Genomic DNA, 16,101 nt, shown 5'->3' on the forward strand with positions numbered 1-16,101 from the left:
GGCCATCTGGGCTGTACGCCAAGGCAAAAACGGTACCGGAATGCCCCTCAAGACGGTTCTTCTCTCGATATTGCCCAGCGAGTAGATCCAGAAATAGTCGTCTGGAAAGCCGCAAGGTTGGAGCAAAAGGACGATCTGACGTACGGATTAGTTGACCGGCCCGCGTCGCGATCGCCAGTGCCTCCAGGTGATTGTTTGCATTGTGCAGCGCGCGCGCTTTCAAAACCGATGACCCAACGCTCAGAAACCGAACGGCTGAAGGACCCAGGATGATTGTAATCGCAATACCTACTGCCCCAAGTACGGCGGCCGCTCGCCGCTGCGTTCGGTTACGCGCCAGTTGACTGTCAGGGAATAGGCGGAATAGCTGCTCCGGCGCTTCGACCGCCAGGGAAGACCTCCCGCGCATGAAGTCCAGAAACATATGGTCCCGGTAAGGAGAGGCTGCAGGTGAACGGCGCGAAAGCAGCCGCAGCAGAGGATTCGCTAGTTGACTTAGCTGACGTTGATGCTGGCGAGCGATCTCGATCTCGAACGTGCTCGAGTCACCATTAGTTGCTGTAACCAGAAGAGCTTGGAAAGCAGAGCGAATCGACTGCTCCTGTTTGGGAGTCAGCATGGCAACTAAATAATTTCTCAGCCAGTCCGGAATGTATCCATAACGAAACCACGGTAACCGGGCTAGATCTTGCACGGAAGCTTCCTTAAGAAGAGACTGCCCGCTCCCGATGGTCAGCTGGTTGCCCAAGAACAGCGTAATTGGCCAGCGAACCTCCGGGAAAACTGCGCAAGCACAAAGCCAGTAGAAACCGTGCTCCCCCAGATACTCTTTGAGCGCGAGGAGCAGTTCAGAAACTGACTCAGAAGAGGGTGAATTGCGAGCGATCCACCGTCGAGGACTGGAAAGCAATGCCTCTGGCAAAGCAGACCCGTCCTCCCCTTCATCAACAATGTAAGTCGCACTGTCTTCTCGCAAGAGCTGCCCCAACAATCGAAAACTCTGCATCGTCATCGGCAACACAACAAGCTGTGAGGAAAGCAACCACTCTGCCTGTTTCCAAGCTTTAATAGGTTTCTGGGTTAAAACGACCGGCTTTTGCCAGCGTGAATGCAACTGCTCGACCCATGTCTCCAGCTCGCCTGTCTGGGAATTGAAGAAATTCTCGGCATCAGAGATAACGACGAGCTGATAATCGCCATATTGAGGGGGCATACCTTGCAGCCGTAGCGGTTTCGTTGCAGCTTTGGAAGCGTAACAAACCCGAGGGTCGCCGTCGAAAAAGTAGAGTGTAATGTAAACGCCGTTCTTCTGCAGTTGCGAGAGCGTCGCTTCGACGAGTTGAGCTTGGTGGTCGCGAAAATTGATGCGATCGACTAGAAACAAGTATTCAGGCATGACCTGCCGGTACTTGTAAATCGGAGTCAACCACCCACCCTGTTGCAACGAAATGCGAACTGTTCTGGCAACATCGAGCACATTTCCTTGTTGGCGAATCCGACATCTGAGTTGCTGAGAGGTATGAAGCAACTGCGGCGGCTTGAACAAAGGAGCTTCGAGTTCCTGAATCGAAATCGCATGCAGCTCCGGGTTGCTGGTGGTTCCTCGGCGCTGGAGAAACAAACGAGCCCGCCATCGCCACCACAGCTTCCACACCGGGATAACTCCGAGTGCGATCGTCAAAGAGGCAACGAGCAAGATGTCCCATTCGAGCAGAACATACACTGGTGGCGGCGGTGGAAGAGGGTCGAATGTCGTCTCGGTCTCAGGGACTGTTGATGGCAGGGTGGGTTGTTCGGGAGGATTGGGTGCCTCCGCCTCCGGAGGTGCTACTCCTGAGGGACCCTCCGAAGACGGTTCTAAAGGGGATGGCTCAGGTTCCTGTTTTGGAAACTGGACCAAAAGAACAGCCGCCGGAACCAGGATCGCCAAACCCACTGCCAATCTGAAAGCTATCAAAGCTTGCTTGATGCGCCGCGATCGCGTCGCCAGCTCATCTAGTTCGGCTGAAAGTTCCCCAACTACACGCTCTGGGGAAGCAGGTGCGGGATGCTGCTGCGGCAACAAGCCGACCCACTGGTCGAATCGGGTTGGAAAATCCTGCTGATCCTCGGGCGAACAGCATAAGATTGGTCCGAGCAGAGACCGCAGTCGAGACAGCTCGCGCAATTCACCCCTGGCAGTGAGTGTCAACAGCAGGTCGTGGACAGCAACGTACTGGGCAATGCCGATGTTGTACCCCGCTTCACGCAGCTCGTCAACAAACTGCGTGAGCCGATCGGGAGTTACTCCGCAGGGTTCGTCGAACGTTCCTCGAACCATCGTTTCACCATAGCCTGGGCTTTAGGTTGATCTTCAGCCGTTTTGACGAGACTGCCAAGGGTTCGCGTAACGACATCTAAGTTGGTCATGGGATTGCCTACTTCCCCTGCGAAACCCCGCAGGCTGATGAGCCATCCCAGGAGTTCGGCTGTAGAGGGTTTCTTCCGCAGCCCGACTGAAGGCGACCGTAAGCGGTGAAACAAATTCAGTGCTGCTTGCAAGAACCCGTCGGAACCGTCGGTGTGCAGACCGAGGTGGCAGGCAACGATTTCTGCAAGGCGATCGGGCCCGGGGAAGGGTATGTTGTAGTAGATACAGCGCCGCAGGAAGGCATCGGGTAAATCTTTTTCCGAATTGCTCGTTACGATAATGACAGGCTGCAAAGCTGGATCGGCCTCGACCTTGACATTCCCCAACTCTGGAACTCGAAAATAAAGCTGGTCCAGCTCATTCAGTAAGTCGTTCGGGAAGTCGCGCGGAGCTTTATCGACTTCGTCAATGAGTACGACGGAGCGTTGCTTCTCACTATGCAGAGAATCAGGCGGCATCAAGTGCCGCACTTCCTCGGGTTCCTTCGTTCGCAAAATCGCGATTCCGAGCGCACGGTAAGTGATATAGTCCAGAGCGTTCCCGGACTTTAACCCGCTCTGCACGTCTTGGAACTGCCTCAATGCATCGTAAGTGTAAAACAGGTCACGGGCGATGCTATCCGACTTCGTTTCGAACTTGAACGGGGACGCAAAGCCCAGTTCCCAAGACAGACTGTAGGCAAATTGACTTTTGCCAGTGCCAGGTTCTCCTGTGAGCAGCAGTGGCTGACCTAGCAGCAGGGCGACATTACAGGCATCCCGGAGTGCGGAATCGGCTATGTAGCTTTCAGGTTTGACCAGTTGAGATCGCTGGGGAACGGGCAATTCGGCAGGTGTTTCGTGTCGTCGACCGCTGCCATCTCCACGATAAATAGAAAGCTCCACTGCCACTCTCAACCTTGAAATCTACAACTGCTTCAAAAAGCCAGCCAAACGGTCGCCTACTTCCCGCATCGACATCTTATCGGACGCCGTTTGCTTTTCCCACTCTTCAAACATCCTCTGAATTTCGCCGAGGAGCCTCTCCTTTTCTAGCTCAGCTCTCTTGATAAAGGTGGCCGTATCATCACTGCGTGCCCAGTCTTGAACGTGAGACTGTGTCAAATCTTCCAGTTCGGGAAGAACAACAGCAGTGAGTCGGGTGCATTGCGTTGGGACCAGCGTTTTGAGCTGAGTGCGAATCTTCCCATTGAGCTTCCGGTAGCGGCGGCATTTCAAAAAACGCCGCAGCGTTGAAAAGGGTCGCAGGATCCACTCCCCGAAACCGTTCCAGTGTTGTTCGCGTTGATATCCAATACACGCACAGACAAGGACAAGGCGACCGCCGAGCAAATCCGGCCAATTCTGCCAAAAATCTATCAGCGCCGGCAACAGAGTTTTGGAATTCGGTCGCTCCCAGTCTTCTGTATTAAGATGCGTGTGCATGACAACTGGACCGGGAAAATCTGCCAAGGTCTGGTTGACATATTCAATGGACGCCAAGCTATCGTCAGCGATCGCGTTTGCCAGTTCAGTACGAAGGCGTTCGTGCAACTGCTGTGGGTGTTTCCCGCCAGACGGCCATACTATATGGCGAGTCTTGACTGCCACATCTAATCCGACGGAGAGTGACTTTAGGAGTCTCGGCAAAGACACCTGGCACAATCGGTCCAGGAACGCGTCATGTGCTTGATTCTCGTCTCCGTGGATGAAGCACAGAAGCGGGCGGGTAGGATTTTGGGTAAGTTTTTCTTGAACCGCCTGTTTTAGAACATATTCTTGGTCGTTCCGGTCGGCAAGGTAGGGCAGAAGGGGAGGAATCAAACGCTCGGAACGTGCATCTCGGCCAGGGGGCGCGGTGCTGCCGCTGCCGATCAGGTAGATGACACCTCCGCTAGAACATCGAAAGCTATCCCTGCCAATGCTCACGACCTCACCATCACGAACCTGACCGATTGCTTGTCCCTCGTTGCGCTCGATGCCCTGAGAAACCACATTGGCTTCCCTGAGTTCCCTAGAGCGCAAATCCTGAGGCTGGGTCATCACCAAGTATTTTTGCTAGAAGAAACTGCGTCTTGCAATCAGAGCTCGGAATTCCTATTGGTGGCATCAATACTACCAATAATTTTGGCCTCGCCGCCAGACATCTGGCCGATAACCTGTCCTTGGTTTGTTTTAATCGTTTGTTGCACGTAACTGCTCGCTGCTTTTTGACCAGCATCTTCTAAAATCTCGGCGATTTCGACAGCTAATCCTGGTTTCTTCTCAAAGATAGACTTCAACTCTTTACTGAGGTCCTCTCTCAAAGTAAGACTATCGGGCTTGACAGCCAACTTCTCTGCAGCAACCTTAGCAGCAGGCTTTAATTGCACATCCGATCGCAACCTTATCCAGATTCCCTTTGCTTTTTCCCAAGTATCCTCACCCAACCTTGACGCCGCTTTGTTTAACGCAGGCGCACCGACTTTCTCCAAAAGAAAAGGCAGGCAAGGTGACAAAAATGCGACAAGTTCGGCAACATTTAAAAACATTTTAATTGATGAAAACTTGATTTTCTAAAGTAGTTGTCAATACTTGCTAAGTGGCTTGTGGCGATTCTCACTCATATTGAGTATGCAGGACATGCCGTCCACAGGAGTTCGGGGCTTCATCTGTACCCCACCTAGAGCGGGGTAGTCCATATTTAAAGGGAAATTACAATAATCCATAATTTTGTTATGAGACTGTTAAACCTAGAGTTTTTGAGGCACTCGAACTTCCTGCTCAAGCCAGGTTGGCGATAGCCAAAACCCTTTAGTGCCAGTGCTGAGAAAGTGAAGTCCAAGTCGAGTAAATAAATCCCTGCTAAAACTAGCTCGGAGACCTTGGAAGCTGATAGCTATCATCTAACATAGCTGCTGCCGCGAAACTTCGACACAGTAAACTTCTTGAATTCAATAAATCGATAATAACTGAGGAGCGATACTTTAGCCAGGCTGCTTTGCCATCCACGGACAGCACACGACTTGGAGGTTTAGCTGGCAGAAGAGTCAGAAAACTGGGATGCTAGGATTCTGTCTAGGCAGGTTCCCGCGATGTTGCCCTTGGTTGAAGTCCCCGCTAGCATCCAGTCCGTCCTCGCCTCTTACCGACACGTCTTCCATCGCGATGCGGGCTTCGCTCATTTCAGTCGCCACCTGACCGGTCTGTTGCTGTGCGAGAACAAAACCCTCCAGGGGATTCACCACCAATGGCTGTTGCCTGCCGAAGCTGCCATTAGTTGTCGCACGATACACGCAGCTGTTTTTGAAGCCAACTGGAGCCGCGACCAGTTGATGCAAACCCATCGCCAGGTCGTGTCTCGACATTATCGCGGTCGCGGTCGCGCGGTTATCTCTCTGGACTAGAACCTATCTCATCACGAACGCTCCGAGCACATCTTCGGAGTCAAACGTGGCTACGATTATGTGAACCGTTGCCCCAGTCACCACCAAACTGTCACCACAACCTGGTACAGCATCTGAGCATCCACACGGCAGCGGACGGGTGGGCCAAGGCCTGTCTGGAGGAGTTGCAGCGGGAGGCGCGACCGATAGTGGTGTGCGATCGCGGTGGTAAGCGATCGCTTTACGCGCGCGGCGACCTGAACTGAGGGGTGTCACCAGACGCCTTGTCCCGCGACCCTGAAGTGCAGTCATGGCAAGGGGTTGAGTCGCAGTACACTCGCAACTATGTCGCAATAGCTGTCCAGTTACCTCAAGTTCTTTCTGGGTCTGGGTTTGGGGTCATCGGACGGGGCTCTCTGAATGCGGGCGATCGCGTCCGAACACGGGTGATGACGGAAGAACCTTTGAACCAGCTCGACCTCTGCTCGGGGGTGGGTGTGGGCTTCCCGTTTGCCGCACTCCAGCTCGGCGGGTTCCGGTTCGTCTGGCTCTGCGAGTGCGATGACTACTGCCGTGATACTCTCGCCAAGCGCTTTCCTGGGGTTGCGATTGCGAATTGGTCAACTATGCAGGAAATGCGGAGACTGGCGAGTACCAACCGAGAACGAGTGTGCTCGCAAGCGGGTTGTACGATTGGAGTACGAGTGAGAAGCACACCACTACGGAGGTGCGCGGCATGGTTACTGCGAAAGCAAAAGGTTTTGAGAGCAGAGCCTACCCTGACTACGCGACTTGGAGAGCTGGGTTGACGGAGGACCCTAGCATCATGGGCGGCGAGCCAGTCTTTCCTAACTCTCGGCTGACGGCCTACCACATCGGTAGCATGCTGGACCACAGTCCTGGCGCTGCAACTGAGGCTGAGATTCTAGAGGACTACCCATTCTTGTCCGAGCAGGATCTGCGCTTTGCTCAGGTCTACGCCCGCTCCAATCCTCGTGCCTGAAGCCACGGGAAGCCTCAAACTGCTGCTCGACGAGAACCTCTCTCCCAACATCGCTAAGACTCTCTGCGAAGAGGATCTGGTTGACGCGGTCTCAATCAGAAATCGCGGGCATTGCGGGCGCTCGGATCGCGAAGTTTGGGCTCTCGCATACAAAGAAGACAGAATTCTGGTAACCGCCAACGTTAAAGACTTTGAGGCGATCGCCCGAGCCTCCGAAGTTCACGGCGGGCTGATTCTCCTGCTCGATGCCGACCTGCGCCGCTCCGAACAGCTGGAGTCCCTCCGGATGGTGATTCCCCTGGTTCAGCGCGAGCTTGCCGAGGGCAGAGGAATGATTAACCGCGCCCTGTATTTTGGATGGCGCTCTGGCGAGCAGTACTTCTGGGAGATTCCCAGAGAGCAGGCTATCGACGAGTTTGCGTAGCGCGCGCGATCGCTTACCCCCGCCAAGTCAGCGCGATCGCTACCCCACCCAGCGCCAGCATCCAATAGCGCCACTGCCACAGCACGAGCGCCGCTGCCACCACCGCCACGACCAAGAGCGATCGCGTCTTCAACCGCCGCGCCGCCAGCATTACCGCGAGGAACCGCTCCAGCTCTGAATGTCCTGCGCGATCGCCTCCGCACTTCGGGACTTTGGGAGCGATTCTGCCTTTGCTTGCTCGACGGCCGCACGCAGGTCGTCAGGTAAATCATCATCGCTGAGGTTGGCTGCGATCGCGTACTTCGCCACCTCCACCCCGGCCTTCCACTCCTGTGCCGTGCGCACCAGGTGAGCAAATTGGCGATCGCGGTATCCGTTTCCGCTAAAGGCTTCACGAACGGATTCCTCCGGATGCACGACAGCTTCCTCGGACACCGTTACGGAACGTTGCGCTTCCAGAAATCCCTCAATGGTGCCGCGATCGCAGTAGTACCGATGCAGCGAGTCGAGCTGTCGCACGTGCTCGGCCGTGAAGTAGGCGTGCCGCTGCCGATCCTTGCGCGCCCGGATATCCAGGTATTTCAGCCATTCGTAGAACGTCGTCTTGCCGATGCCGTACCGCTGTAGCAGCTCGCTCCGACGCGCCTGGGTAGGAAGTTCCATCGCTCTCAACCTGTTGGAAACCTCGCCGGATGTTGTACCGGACGAGTCCATTCTAGTACCGACGTACGCATCGCGTTCCGATTGGCTGCGGAATCTCAAGGACTGCTCCAGCATTGGTTTGTTCGAGCACAGGTAGCTGTTGCGATGGAACCCAGCCAAAGTTATCTCCAGACGGGGGAGGCGATCGCAGATGCTTTCAGCAGTCTGGTTCTCCTCGACCACCATCGAGTCTTCTCCAGCCTGACGACACCCGAGCGGGTGGCACGCTTCGTGGAAACCCACTGCTTGGCGGTGTGGGACTTTGCTCGCTTAGCACGGGCCCTGCAGCAGCAACTCGCCTGCGGGCAGCAGCTCGTTGCACTGATGCTCTTCGACCGTATGGCTTGTGGTTGCAGCAACTTGCTGCTCAACAGCTACTGGGAGGTCGCTACCGAGTTGGGTGCAGACCTGGACCCGTTGCGAGCCTCCCTGGCCGGGCGGAGCGATCGCCTCCCCAAACACCTCCGAGAGTTCGTCGTGGGGAGCCAGCAACTTGCTGAGAGCAAGGACATCCCGACACTGGCGGCGGCCTTCTTCCTCGGCAGCGAGAACGGGGCGGGCATCCTGCGCGACTGGCTGCGGTATCTGCATCCGCCGCAACCCGCCGCCCGCCTCACCACCCTCGGCGCGATCGCCGACCTGGAGCAGCTGCGACGCGAACGCGCCCTGGAGATGGTCCGCGGACTCTGCCCGGACGAACGCCAGGCTGCCGCCGTCGCGATCGCCGTGCAGACCCGACGCCGCCGAATGTGGGATGCGACCCTGCAGCGAATGACACCGAACCCCCTCGCGGCCTGACTGCCATGTCTAACCGCCCCTGGTTCAACCGCCGCGATCGCGTCTTCTATCTCCTCGATGAGTGTTGGTGCGAAGGTCGCCGCTCCCAACAACAACTTAAAAGTCACGTCCGCCGCACCACAGGTATCGCTTGCTCTCCCAAGCTCATTGTCGCCTGGAAGCGCGATCGCCACATTCCCCTCGCCCGTCACCGGGAACCCACATGAAACCCGCTACCGCCCGCCTGCAAATTGTCGAGAAGCCGCCGCGCGCCAAGCGATCGCGTCAGAGCAAGCTGCGGCGGGAGTGGGAAGCGTATCTGCGCTGGAACGCCTATGCCGTCGGTTTCGTAGCTCCCGCGTCAATGATTCCCCAAGTCGCGCTGGTTTGGCAGGGGCACATCGTCGGGATTGCCCTTATCTCCTGGATTCTGCTCTCGCTGAAGAGCACGTTGTTCGCCTGCTGGGGGGTGGAGCGCCGCGTCTGGGTGGTGGCGTTCAAGGAAGGACTGCAGGCGATCGCCAACCTGTCGGTACTGGCAGGTTTCATCTACCACGCTTACTTGAAGTGAGGCGAGCCATGATTTTGACTGCATTGAATCAATTGGTTTCAAGGGCGATCGCGTCCCTGCGCGTGGAGGAACCGCCTGCCCCGAAGCCGCGAGGCAAGCGCCGCCGCACGCTGCAGCTCGACACCCTGATTGCCGAAGCCTGGGCGCAGGGCATCCAGGTCTACGAGCGCATCATCGAGTTCGTGCGCGATCGCTCGGGGGTCGGCTGCTCTCGGCGCGCGATCGCCCGGTGGAAGCGAGAGAACGGTCTGCTCTATGGCTAAACACCGCATCGAGCGCAATTTGCGACGTCTGGCCGACGGGTCCTGGCGGGTCTACCGCTACCTCATCGGCAGCGACGGCTCGCGGCGATCGCTCGGCGCGGTGGAGAGTACCGTTTCCCAGACCTCCTATAGAGAGACAGAAAAACGTCGCATCGTCGCCGCGCTCCAGGCGCGCTCCGGCGTCCTCGTCGTCGGCGAAACCGGTAGCGGCAAGACCACTCTGGCGCGCTTCGTCGCGGCGGACCTGGAGCTGCTGGGCTATCCCATCGCCTGCGTGTCCCCCAGCTCTCCCAAACAGACGCTCGTGAAGCTCGCCGAAGCGCTGGGCGTGCCGACCGAATCCCTCACCACCGGCAAAGCCCTGAACGGTCCCCAACTGCAGGCGGCGATCGCGGAGTTCCTCCAGAGCAGCATCGCGTTCTTGGTCGTGGACGATGCCGAGCGCCTGGGGCGGGAACTGCGGGGCTGGCTGGCGGGGATGCTGTCGTGGCAGCAGCCGATGCTGTTGTTGGCAACCTTGCCGCCGCGCAAGGACCTGTTCTTGCGCCTGCCGCGCATCGAGCTGGACGCGCTGCCAAATGCGGCGATGAGGGCGATCGCGCGGGACGCTGCTGCCGAGCTGGGCATAGAGCTGTCGGCAGCGGACCTGGCGAGCCTGCTGGAACGCTGCGGCGGCAACCCGATGCTCGTGCAGCGCGAGGTGCGGTCCGAGTTCTTGGGGCTGAAAGCCACCGCGCCCGACCACACGCAGTGGGTCGATGCGACCCCGTTCCTCGTCGCCGGGCTGATGGTCTTCACCGTAATGCGCTTCATCGGTCTCGGCTTCAACTCGACCAGCCTCTACCTGCTCGGCGGTATCCTCACCGTCGCCGTCGGCGTGGTGCGCGTCGTCATCTCCTCCCTCCCTCGTCAACCGCAGAAACTCGGCGCATGATGACTGCAACCCACATGGCGTTCTCCGTGACCTTCACCTCCCTCGCCCTCGGCACGGCCAGTCCGGGCGTGCTGGGGGTGGCGGCGATCGCGTCCTTGGTCCCGGACATCGACACCACGCGATCGCTGATCGGTCGGGTACTGTTTCCTATCGCCCGACTGCTGGAGCGCCGCTTTCCCCACCGTTCGCTCACCCACAGCTTTCTCGGTACCGGGATCGTCACCCTCGTCACCTGCCCCACCTTGGCAATCATTCCGGCTGCGTACTGGCACGCCTGGATTCTCGGCTACTTCCTCGGTTGGGCAGCTGACATGCTCACCAAGAGCGGCGTCGCGGCGGGTTATCCTTCGTCGGCGCGCTGGATCTTCCCGCGCAATCCTCGACTGCGCCTGCAGACCGGCAGCGGTGCAGAGTATTGCGTGCTGTTTCTACTGACAGTCGTGGCGATCGCTTCCATCGCGCTCAACAGCGGCGGCGGCATCCTGGCATCCTTCAACCGCGTGATGGGACTGCCCAGCGGTGCGGTCCAGGAGTTCGCTGCCGAGGGCAACCACTACCTTATGTTCGCGAAATTGCAGGGTCGCTCCACCGTCACCCAGCAGCCAGTTGAGGGTCTGTTCGAGGTGGTGCAGGTGCTGACTCAATCGGAGCTGCTGGTGCGCGATCGCGTGGGCTTCTACCAAGTCTGGCGCTCCCAACAAAGCCAAATCTACGTCAACCGCATCTCGCTGGTCCGGGGCCAGCCGATTGAAGAGGCGATCGCGCGACTGAGCTGGCGGGAGCAGCTGGGCAAAGTAGCGATCGCGGAGCTGAGCCGGCTGCCAGCGCGCACCTATCTGTCGGGCACGGTCGTGGTTGACACCGGCGAGTTGCTCCTGGTCGACAACCCCGAGCAGTTCCCCACCATCACCCTGCAGCCGGGGAGCGGGACCTACCTCGCCCGCTTGCGTGCGGCGACTCCCGCGCAGGTCGCAGCCGCGCTTGGAGACTACTACTTGACCGGCGACGTCATCGCCAGGAGCGTCTATGTTCGCTAAAGAGAAGCCGTTACCCGCCGCAGCGATCCCGCCCAAACAGGATCGTCCGACTGACGAACCCCGTGCCGGCATCTTCCTCGGCACGCGCGTCACGGAGCGTCACGACGGCGGCATCCCCATCTACTGGAACCTGGAAGCGCTCGCTAACGGTCATGTCGCTGCCATTGGTGCCAGCGGTTCGGGCAAGACCCAGACGCTGAAGGCGATCGCCTACGCCCTTCACCAGCAGTACGAGCAATTGCGCTTGGTGGTGCTGGACTTCCACGGCGACCAACAGCTCCCCGGCGAGCGCGCTTACCAGCTCCACCTCACCAGCGCGTTCGGGGTCAATCCGCTGGTTATCCACGACGACCCAGAGGGCGGTGGACCCGACCTACAAGCGATCGATGTCGCGCACCAATTGAGCAAAATCCTGCAGATGGGACCGAACCAGCAGGGCTTGCTGATGGACTCGATTAAGTCGGCGTATTTGGAGCAGGGCATCCTGCAGAGCGATCGCACCACCTGGCAGCGGGAAGCGCCCAACTTCTCCGACCTCCAGGAAGCGATCGCGAGTTCGGAGCACAAGGGTGCAGACGAGCTGAAGCTGAAGATGGCGGCGTTGTTCATGTACGGCGTGTTCTCGCGCCCGCAGTTGCCGCTGGGCGATCGCCTGATTCGCGTGGACCTGCACAAGCTGCCGGAGGACGTGGCGGCGCTGGCGGCGGAGACGATCGCGCGCCAGCTCCTGAACCGGCACCGACTGGACGGGGAAATCGACGGCAAGCTGCCGCGCACCTACCTGGTCGTGGACGAGTGCAAGGTGATGCCGCGCGGGGAGAAGTCGGCGTGTTCGCGCATCGCGGCAGACGGGCGGAAGTTCGGGCTGGCGATGGTGGTGGCGAGCCAGAGCGAGCGCCACATCAGCGCGGACGTCATCGGCAACTGCGCCACGCAAATCGTGCTGCCGGTGGCAGCGGTGGAAGCCGGAAAAGTCTCCAAGAAATTCCGAGTCAACGACCGAGCGCTGGCAAAGCTGAAGCCGTTGTGGGCGTTAGTGCGGTCGGGCACGCAGCTCGACCCGGTGCAAGTGGAACCGTTCTACAAACGAGTGGCGGAGGAAGAAGCATGAGACGGTGGTGGTTGGGATTGGGCGCGATCGCCTTGGTCAGCTGTCAAACTGCACCACCTGCCGTGCCGGTGACGGAAACACCGATGCCGGAAGTTGAGTCCGAGCCAGATCGCCCGCCGTCGGACGATTCGCTGCCCCGCAGCCTGGACGTGACCCTGACGCTCGGCTCGCCCGACGATCTGCGGGTGGCAGCAGGGGATGCGATCGCAGTTGGCGATGTGTTGAGCGATCGCCCCGAGGAACGCGCGCGGCTCGCGCATCGGTTAGAACAGCTCCAACACGAGCTAGAGCGCTTGCAAGCCAACCCTGTCGCCGGTGCGGACGTGCCCGCGTTGCCCCCTGTTGGGTACGCCGCGCAAACGGCCGCGATCGCCAAGCAAGAACGAGTGGTGGCAGCGATCGCGCAGCGCCAGGTGTGGCAGGCGGAGAAGATCGCCGCGGTGCGTTCGCTCCACCGACCGACCGAGGTCGCGATGCTGGTTAACGAGGCGCAGCCGGTGCTGCCAGTCTTCGAAGATCGGCCGCGCGATCGCCAGGTCGCTCTGACGGTGGCTCACGAGGAGGCGATCGCCCGCGACCTAGATGCCGAGTTGGAGCAAGCGCAGGCGGAATTGGCTGTGGCAGTAGCCGAGCTGGAGGCTGCGCGGGAGCGTCGCGCCTACGACGAATACCGGCGAGAGTTGGAAATCGCGGGGCTGGACCGCGATCGCGCGGCACAACTGGAGCGGCGCGCCCTTATCGAGCAACGCATCCAGGAGGAGATGACGGCGGTCGCGGCCGAACTGCAGAGGGTGGAAGCGGTGCGATCTCCTTTTGCCGCCAACGTCCGCCGTGTGAAGTGGCTGGCGATGAAGGACCGCGAGCTGACCGTGCAGATTGCATTGGACATACAGGAACGCTCGCCTCCAGAGTCGTCCCCGGATGTGGAGGAACCAACAGTTGAAACTAGCTGGGGCATACCGCTCGCGATCGCCACGTTGCTGCTGGCGTTTGGAGCGTTGCCGGTGGGCGCTGCCACGGAAGACGAGCTGCCCTGCCTCGATAGCTCGCCCCAGTGCATTGAGGAGCTCACCGAGCAGGCGATCGCGAACTCTCGCGAGTTCGAGGCGATCGCTCAGCGATTGGACGTTAGCGAAGACCGGGTCGCGTACGCCCGACGCCAGCGCTGGACCCACTACATCACTGGCGACCCGGTCCGGCTGGTGGCGAATCTATTCGGCGGCGGGGACGTACAGCGCGATCGCCTCCAAATTGCGGAACTGGAACTACGCGGCGCGGACCTGGAGCGTCGCGGCGAGTCCCTGCGCGATCGCCTGCGCCAGGAGGTCACGACATGGGTGCTGGCGTACGAGCTGATCGGGCGGCGGATGGAGTTGGCGGGCGATCGCCTAGAAACCCAGCAGCAACAGACGCGCCTGGTTGAACTGGACTACCGCTACGGCAGGGGCGACACGGTGCAGATGCTGAACCGCTGGCAAGCGGCTGAGGAGCTGTGGGCTGCGATCGCGGAGCTAAACGAGCAGCAGCGGCAAGCGGTGGTGAACCTATCCCGTCTGGTGGGAGTGTCTGATGAGCTTTAACGCTGGTTACCCGGGTCGTGTTTCGGCGCGATCGCCACTGCTCTGTTTCTGCACCCCGAGCCGGTCGAGTTGGGTGCGGCCACTTCTTGGAAGAAACTCGGAAGCCGCCAGACCCTGGAACAGTCTCAGCCCCACTTACTTGCTAGCTTCTAGCGCACCGCGAGGAGTCTTTGCACGCACGTGCGGAATTATCTTTCTAGAAGGCGACATGCACCCGTTCTTTCAAGTCATCATAAACCCCGGATTCTACGATGTTCTACCCCCCTGCAATTAACGTATTATGGCAATAGCGAGTCAAACTCTGCAAAACGAAAAATGTGCGGAAGATACACCTTAACAGCGACAAGAGAAATCATCACAGAAAATTTTTTCGTTAATATCACCCCCCTTTACCAAGCTCGCTACAATATTGCTCCATCGCAACCCTTACTCGCGATCGTTAGCAATGAGGGGAATCGAGAGGCTCAGTTCTTTCGTTGGGGGTTAATTCCCAGCTGGGTAAAGGATGAGAAGTTTACGAACAAACCGATCAACGCACGCAGTGAAACCGTGCGCGAAAAGCCATTCTTCCGCAGCGCATTTAAATACAGACGTTGTTTAATTCCGGCTGACGGCTTTTACGAATGGCAATCCCAAGGCAAAGGGAAGCGTAAGCAACCCTATTGCATTCATTTACCCAATCGGGATTTATTTGCCTTTGCAGGTCTTTGGGAAGACTGGCAAGGCATCAGAACCTGTGCGATTCTGACCCGTGAAGCTGATGCCCAAATGAAGCCCATTCATCACCGAATGCCGATAATGGTCCCTAGGGCTCAGTATGATTACTGGCTAGACACTAGCAACCACAATCCAACTATCCCCCATGATTCCCCAGGACTGCAGTTTGACAAAGTGGGAATAGCTGTAAACGACCCGAGCATTGATTCGCCAAAATGTTTGGTGGCATCTTAGTCCGGCATGCAGCATGTTGCTGCAAACTTTTAATTTGATAGTGGTTTCCGAATTGTTTTCAAGGCCCGGCTGGTGGCAAATTTGTTCGGGGGCGGGGACGTGCAGTGCGATCGCCTCCAAATTGCGGAGCTGGAACTACCCGGGGCAGGACTGGAGCGACGCGGCGAGTCCCTTCGCGATCGCCTGTTCCAGGAGGTCGCGGCATGGGTGCTGGCGAATGAGCTGGTTGGGCAGCGGCTGTGTTCGCGGGCGATCCCTGGTAACCCAACAGCAACTGACGCACCTGGCAGAGCTAGACACCGCTAAGGTGGCTGGCGATACGGTGCAGATCCTGAACCGCTGGCAAGCGGCCGAGGAGCTGCAGGCTGCGATCGCGGAGCTAGAGGAGCAGCAGCGGCAAGCAGTGGTAAACCTATTCAGTCTGGTGGGGGTATCCGATGATTAAACGATGGTTTCAGGTGGCGTGCTTTGGTGCGATCGCCGCGGCTCTATTCCTCCACCGCGAGCCGGTCGAGTTCGAGATTCCTGGCAGCGAACCGCGTGCGATCGCCGTGTCCCCAGCAGCGCGATCGCGGGAGGTGTGGCAGGTCAAACCCGGGTCTGTTTACGACGGCGACACGTTACGTGTCACGAACGGGCCGCAGGAGCTGAAGATTCGGTTCTGCGGGATTGACGCGCCCGAGAAGGACCAGCCCTTCGGGGTGGCGTCGCGGGACTACCTGCGATCGCTGCTGCCGGACGGGGCGGAGGTGGCGATCGCACAGATCGAGCTAGACCGCTACGAGCGAACTGTGGCTGAGGTTTTCTTAGGGGATGAATCGGTCAATGCTCAGATGGTGCGCGCCGGGCTGGCGTGGCACTACGAGCGCTATTCGGGAAACTGCCCCAGCCGTGCTGAGATTGTCCAGGCGGAGGCAGAGGCGCGATCGCAAGGACTCGGTGTGTTTGCGGCGGGGAACGTGCCGCCGTGGGAGTGGCGGCGGCGGTAGTGCGAT

General features: G+C 58.8%; 22 protein-coding genes. 16 read left to right on the top strand and 6 right to left on the bottom strand.

Annotation, left to right across the window (positions count from 1 at the left end; translation table 11 throughout):
* The 4 genes from KR51_RS08480 to KR51_RS08495 form a co-directional block, all read right to left on the bottom strand.
* Positions 1-2,320 (bottom strand): hypothetical protein (locus KR51_RS08480; RefSeq protein WP_022606805.1); only part of this gene is annotated, 2,320 nt, incomplete at its 3' end.
* Positions 2,284-3,294 (bottom strand): AAA family ATPase, encoded by a 1,011-nt coding sequence (locus KR51_RS08485; protein ID WP_022606807.1) that lies wholly within the window; start codon positions 3,292-3,294, stop codon positions 2,284-2,286. The genes KR51_RS08485 and KR51_RS08480, both read right to left, overlap by 37 nt.
* Positions 3,295-3,315: 21 nt before the next feature.
* Positions 3,316-4,431 carry a hypothetical protein gene (locus tag KR51_RS08490; protein ID WP_022606809.1) on the bottom strand — a complete coding sequence of 372 codons (1,116 nt, stop codon included), beginning with the start codon at positions 4,429-4,431 and terminating at the stop codon, positions 3,316-3,318.
* 38 nt (positions 4,432-4,469) lie between these two features.
* Positions 4,470-4,919, bottom strand: a complete 450-nt coding sequence (locus KR51_RS08495) for a hypothetical protein (RefSeq protein ID WP_022606811.1) — start codon at positions 4,917-4,919, stop codon at positions 4,470-4,472.
* A 543-nt stretch (positions 4,920-5,462) separates the two neighbouring features.
* On the opposite strand from KR51_RS08495, the gene KR51_RS08500 reads away from it, so the two are divergent.
* From KR51_RS08500 to KR51_RS08510, 4 genes are all read left to right on the top strand, one after another.
* A complete protein-coding gene (locus KR51_RS08500) occupies positions 5,463-5,774 on the top strand; it encodes a hypothetical protein (RefSeq protein WP_040655686.1) in 312 nt (103 codons plus the stop codon).
* A 68-nt stretch (positions 5,775-5,842) separates the two neighbouring features.
* Positions 5,843-6,019, top strand: coding sequence for a hypothetical protein (locus KR51_RS19540; RefSeq protein WP_156915039.1), 177 nt, complete (start codon positions 5,843-5,845; stop codon positions 6,017-6,019).
* Between the two features lie 539 nt (positions 6,020-6,558).
* Positions 6,559-6,756, top strand: a complete 198-nt coding sequence (locus KR51_RS17480) for a DUF433 domain-containing protein (RefSeq protein ID WP_198016735.1) — start codon at positions 6,559-6,561, stop codon at positions 6,754-6,756.
* Positions 6,749-7,180, top strand: coding sequence for a DUF5615 family PIN-like protein (locus tag KR51_RS08510; protein ID WP_051358132.1), 432 nt, complete (start codon positions 6,749-6,751; stop codon positions 7,178-7,180). Before KR51_RS17480 ends, KR51_RS08510 begins: the two co-directional genes overlap by 8 nt.
* 13 nt (positions 7,181-7,193) lie before the next feature.
* Here KR51_RS08510 and KR51_RS19545 read toward each other — a convergent pair whose 3' ends face one another.
* Together KR51_RS19545 and KR51_RS08515 are read right to left on the bottom strand one after the other, a co-directional pair.
* On the bottom strand, positions 7,194-7,331 hold the full coding sequence (locus tag KR51_RS19545; RefSeq protein ID WP_022606818.1) for a hypothetical protein: 138 nt from the start codon (positions 7,329-7,331) through the stop codon (positions 7,194-7,196).
* On the bottom strand, positions 7,331-7,843 hold the full coding sequence (locus KR51_RS08515) for a hypothetical protein (RefSeq protein ID WP_040655687.1): 513 nt from the start codon (positions 7,841-7,843) through the stop codon (positions 7,331-7,333). Before KR51_RS08515 ends, KR51_RS19545 begins: the two co-directional genes overlap by 1 nt.
* Positions 7,844-7,987: 144 nt before the next feature.
* Between KR51_RS08515 and KR51_RS08520 the strand changes: the two genes are divergently transcribed.
* The 12 genes from KR51_RS08520 to KR51_RS08570 all read left to right on the top strand — a co-directional run bounded on the left by KR51_RS08520 (position 7,988) and on the right by KR51_RS08570 (position 16,095).
* On the top strand, positions 7,988-8,680 hold the full coding sequence (locus KR51_RS08520) for a DUF3050 domain-containing protein (protein ID WP_022606822.1): 693 nt from the start codon (positions 7,988-7,990) through the stop codon (positions 8,678-8,680).
* A gap of 5 nt (positions 8,681-8,685) precedes the next feature.
* Positions 8,686-8,886 carry a hypothetical protein gene (locus KR51_RS08525; protein ID WP_022606824.1) on the top strand — a complete coding sequence of 67 codons (201 nt, stop codon included), beginning with the start codon at positions 8,686-8,688 and terminating at the stop codon, positions 8,884-8,886.
* The gene (locus KR51_RS08530; protein WP_022606826.1) at positions 8,883-9,230 is read left to right on the top strand and encodes a hypothetical protein; all 348 of its coding nucleotides are present in this window, start codon (positions 8,883-8,885) and stop codon (positions 9,228-9,230) included. Before KR51_RS08525 ends, KR51_RS08530 begins: the two co-directional genes overlap by 4 nt.
* Before the next feature lie 8 nt (positions 9,231-9,238).
* Positions 9,239-9,493 (top strand): hypothetical protein, encoded by a 255-nt coding sequence (locus KR51_RS08535; protein WP_022606828.1) that lies wholly within the window; start codon positions 9,239-9,241, stop codon positions 9,491-9,493.
* Positions 9,486-10,427, top strand: a complete 942-nt coding sequence (locus KR51_RS08540; RefSeq protein ID WP_022606830.1) for an ATP-binding protein — start codon at positions 9,486-9,488, stop codon at positions 10,425-10,427. Before KR51_RS08535 ends, KR51_RS08540 begins: the two co-directional genes overlap by 8 nt.
* Positions 10,424-11,464, top strand: coding sequence for a metal-dependent hydrolase (locus KR51_RS08545; protein WP_022606831.1), 1,041 nt, complete (start codon positions 10,424-10,426; stop codon positions 11,462-11,464). Before KR51_RS08540 ends, KR51_RS08545 begins: the two co-directional genes overlap by 4 nt.
* The gene (locus KR51_RS08550) at positions 11,454-12,575 is read left to right on the top strand and encodes an ATP-binding protein (protein WP_022606832.1); all 1,122 of its coding nucleotides are present in this window, start codon (positions 11,454-11,456) and stop codon (positions 12,573-12,575) included. The genes KR51_RS08545 and KR51_RS08550 overlap by 11 nt, the downstream gene beginning before the upstream one ends.
* A complete protein-coding gene (locus KR51_RS08555) occupies positions 12,572-14,155 on the top strand; it encodes a TolC family protein (RefSeq protein ID WP_022606833.1) in 1,584 nt (527 codons plus the stop codon). The genes KR51_RS08550 and KR51_RS08555 overlap by 4 nt, the downstream gene beginning before the upstream one ends.
* Before the next feature lie 315 nt (positions 14,156-14,470).
* Positions 14,471-15,106, top strand: a complete 636-nt coding sequence (locus tag KR51_RS08560) for an SOS response-associated peptidase (protein WP_022606835.1) — start codon at positions 14,471-14,473, stop codon at positions 15,104-15,106.
* Between the two features lie 72 nt (positions 15,107-15,178).
* Positions 15,179-15,412: a hypothetical protein gene (locus KR51_RS19550; RefSeq protein ID WP_156915040.1), complete on the top strand. Its 234-nt coding sequence runs from the start codon at positions 15,179-15,181 to the stop codon at positions 15,410-15,412.
* 1 nt (position 15,413) lies between these two features.
* Entirely contained in the window at positions 15,414-15,551 is a 138-nt protein-coding gene (locus KR51_RS19555) for a hypothetical protein (protein WP_156915041.1), read from the top strand.
* Positions 15,544-16,095 carry a thermonuclease family protein gene (locus KR51_RS08570; protein WP_022606838.1) on the top strand — a complete coding sequence of 184 codons (552 nt, stop codon included), beginning with the start codon at positions 15,544-15,546 and terminating at the stop codon, positions 16,093-16,095. The genes KR51_RS19555 and KR51_RS08570 overlap by 8 nt, the downstream gene beginning before the upstream one ends.
* The last annotated feature ends 6 nt before the right edge of the window (positions 16,096-16,101 follow it).

This window comes from Rubidibacter lacunae KORDI 51-2 (assembly GCF_000473895.1).
Classification (GTDB): Bacteria; Cyanobacteriota; Cyanobacteriia; order Cyanobacteriales; family Rubidibacteraceae; genus Rubidibacter; species Rubidibacter lacunae.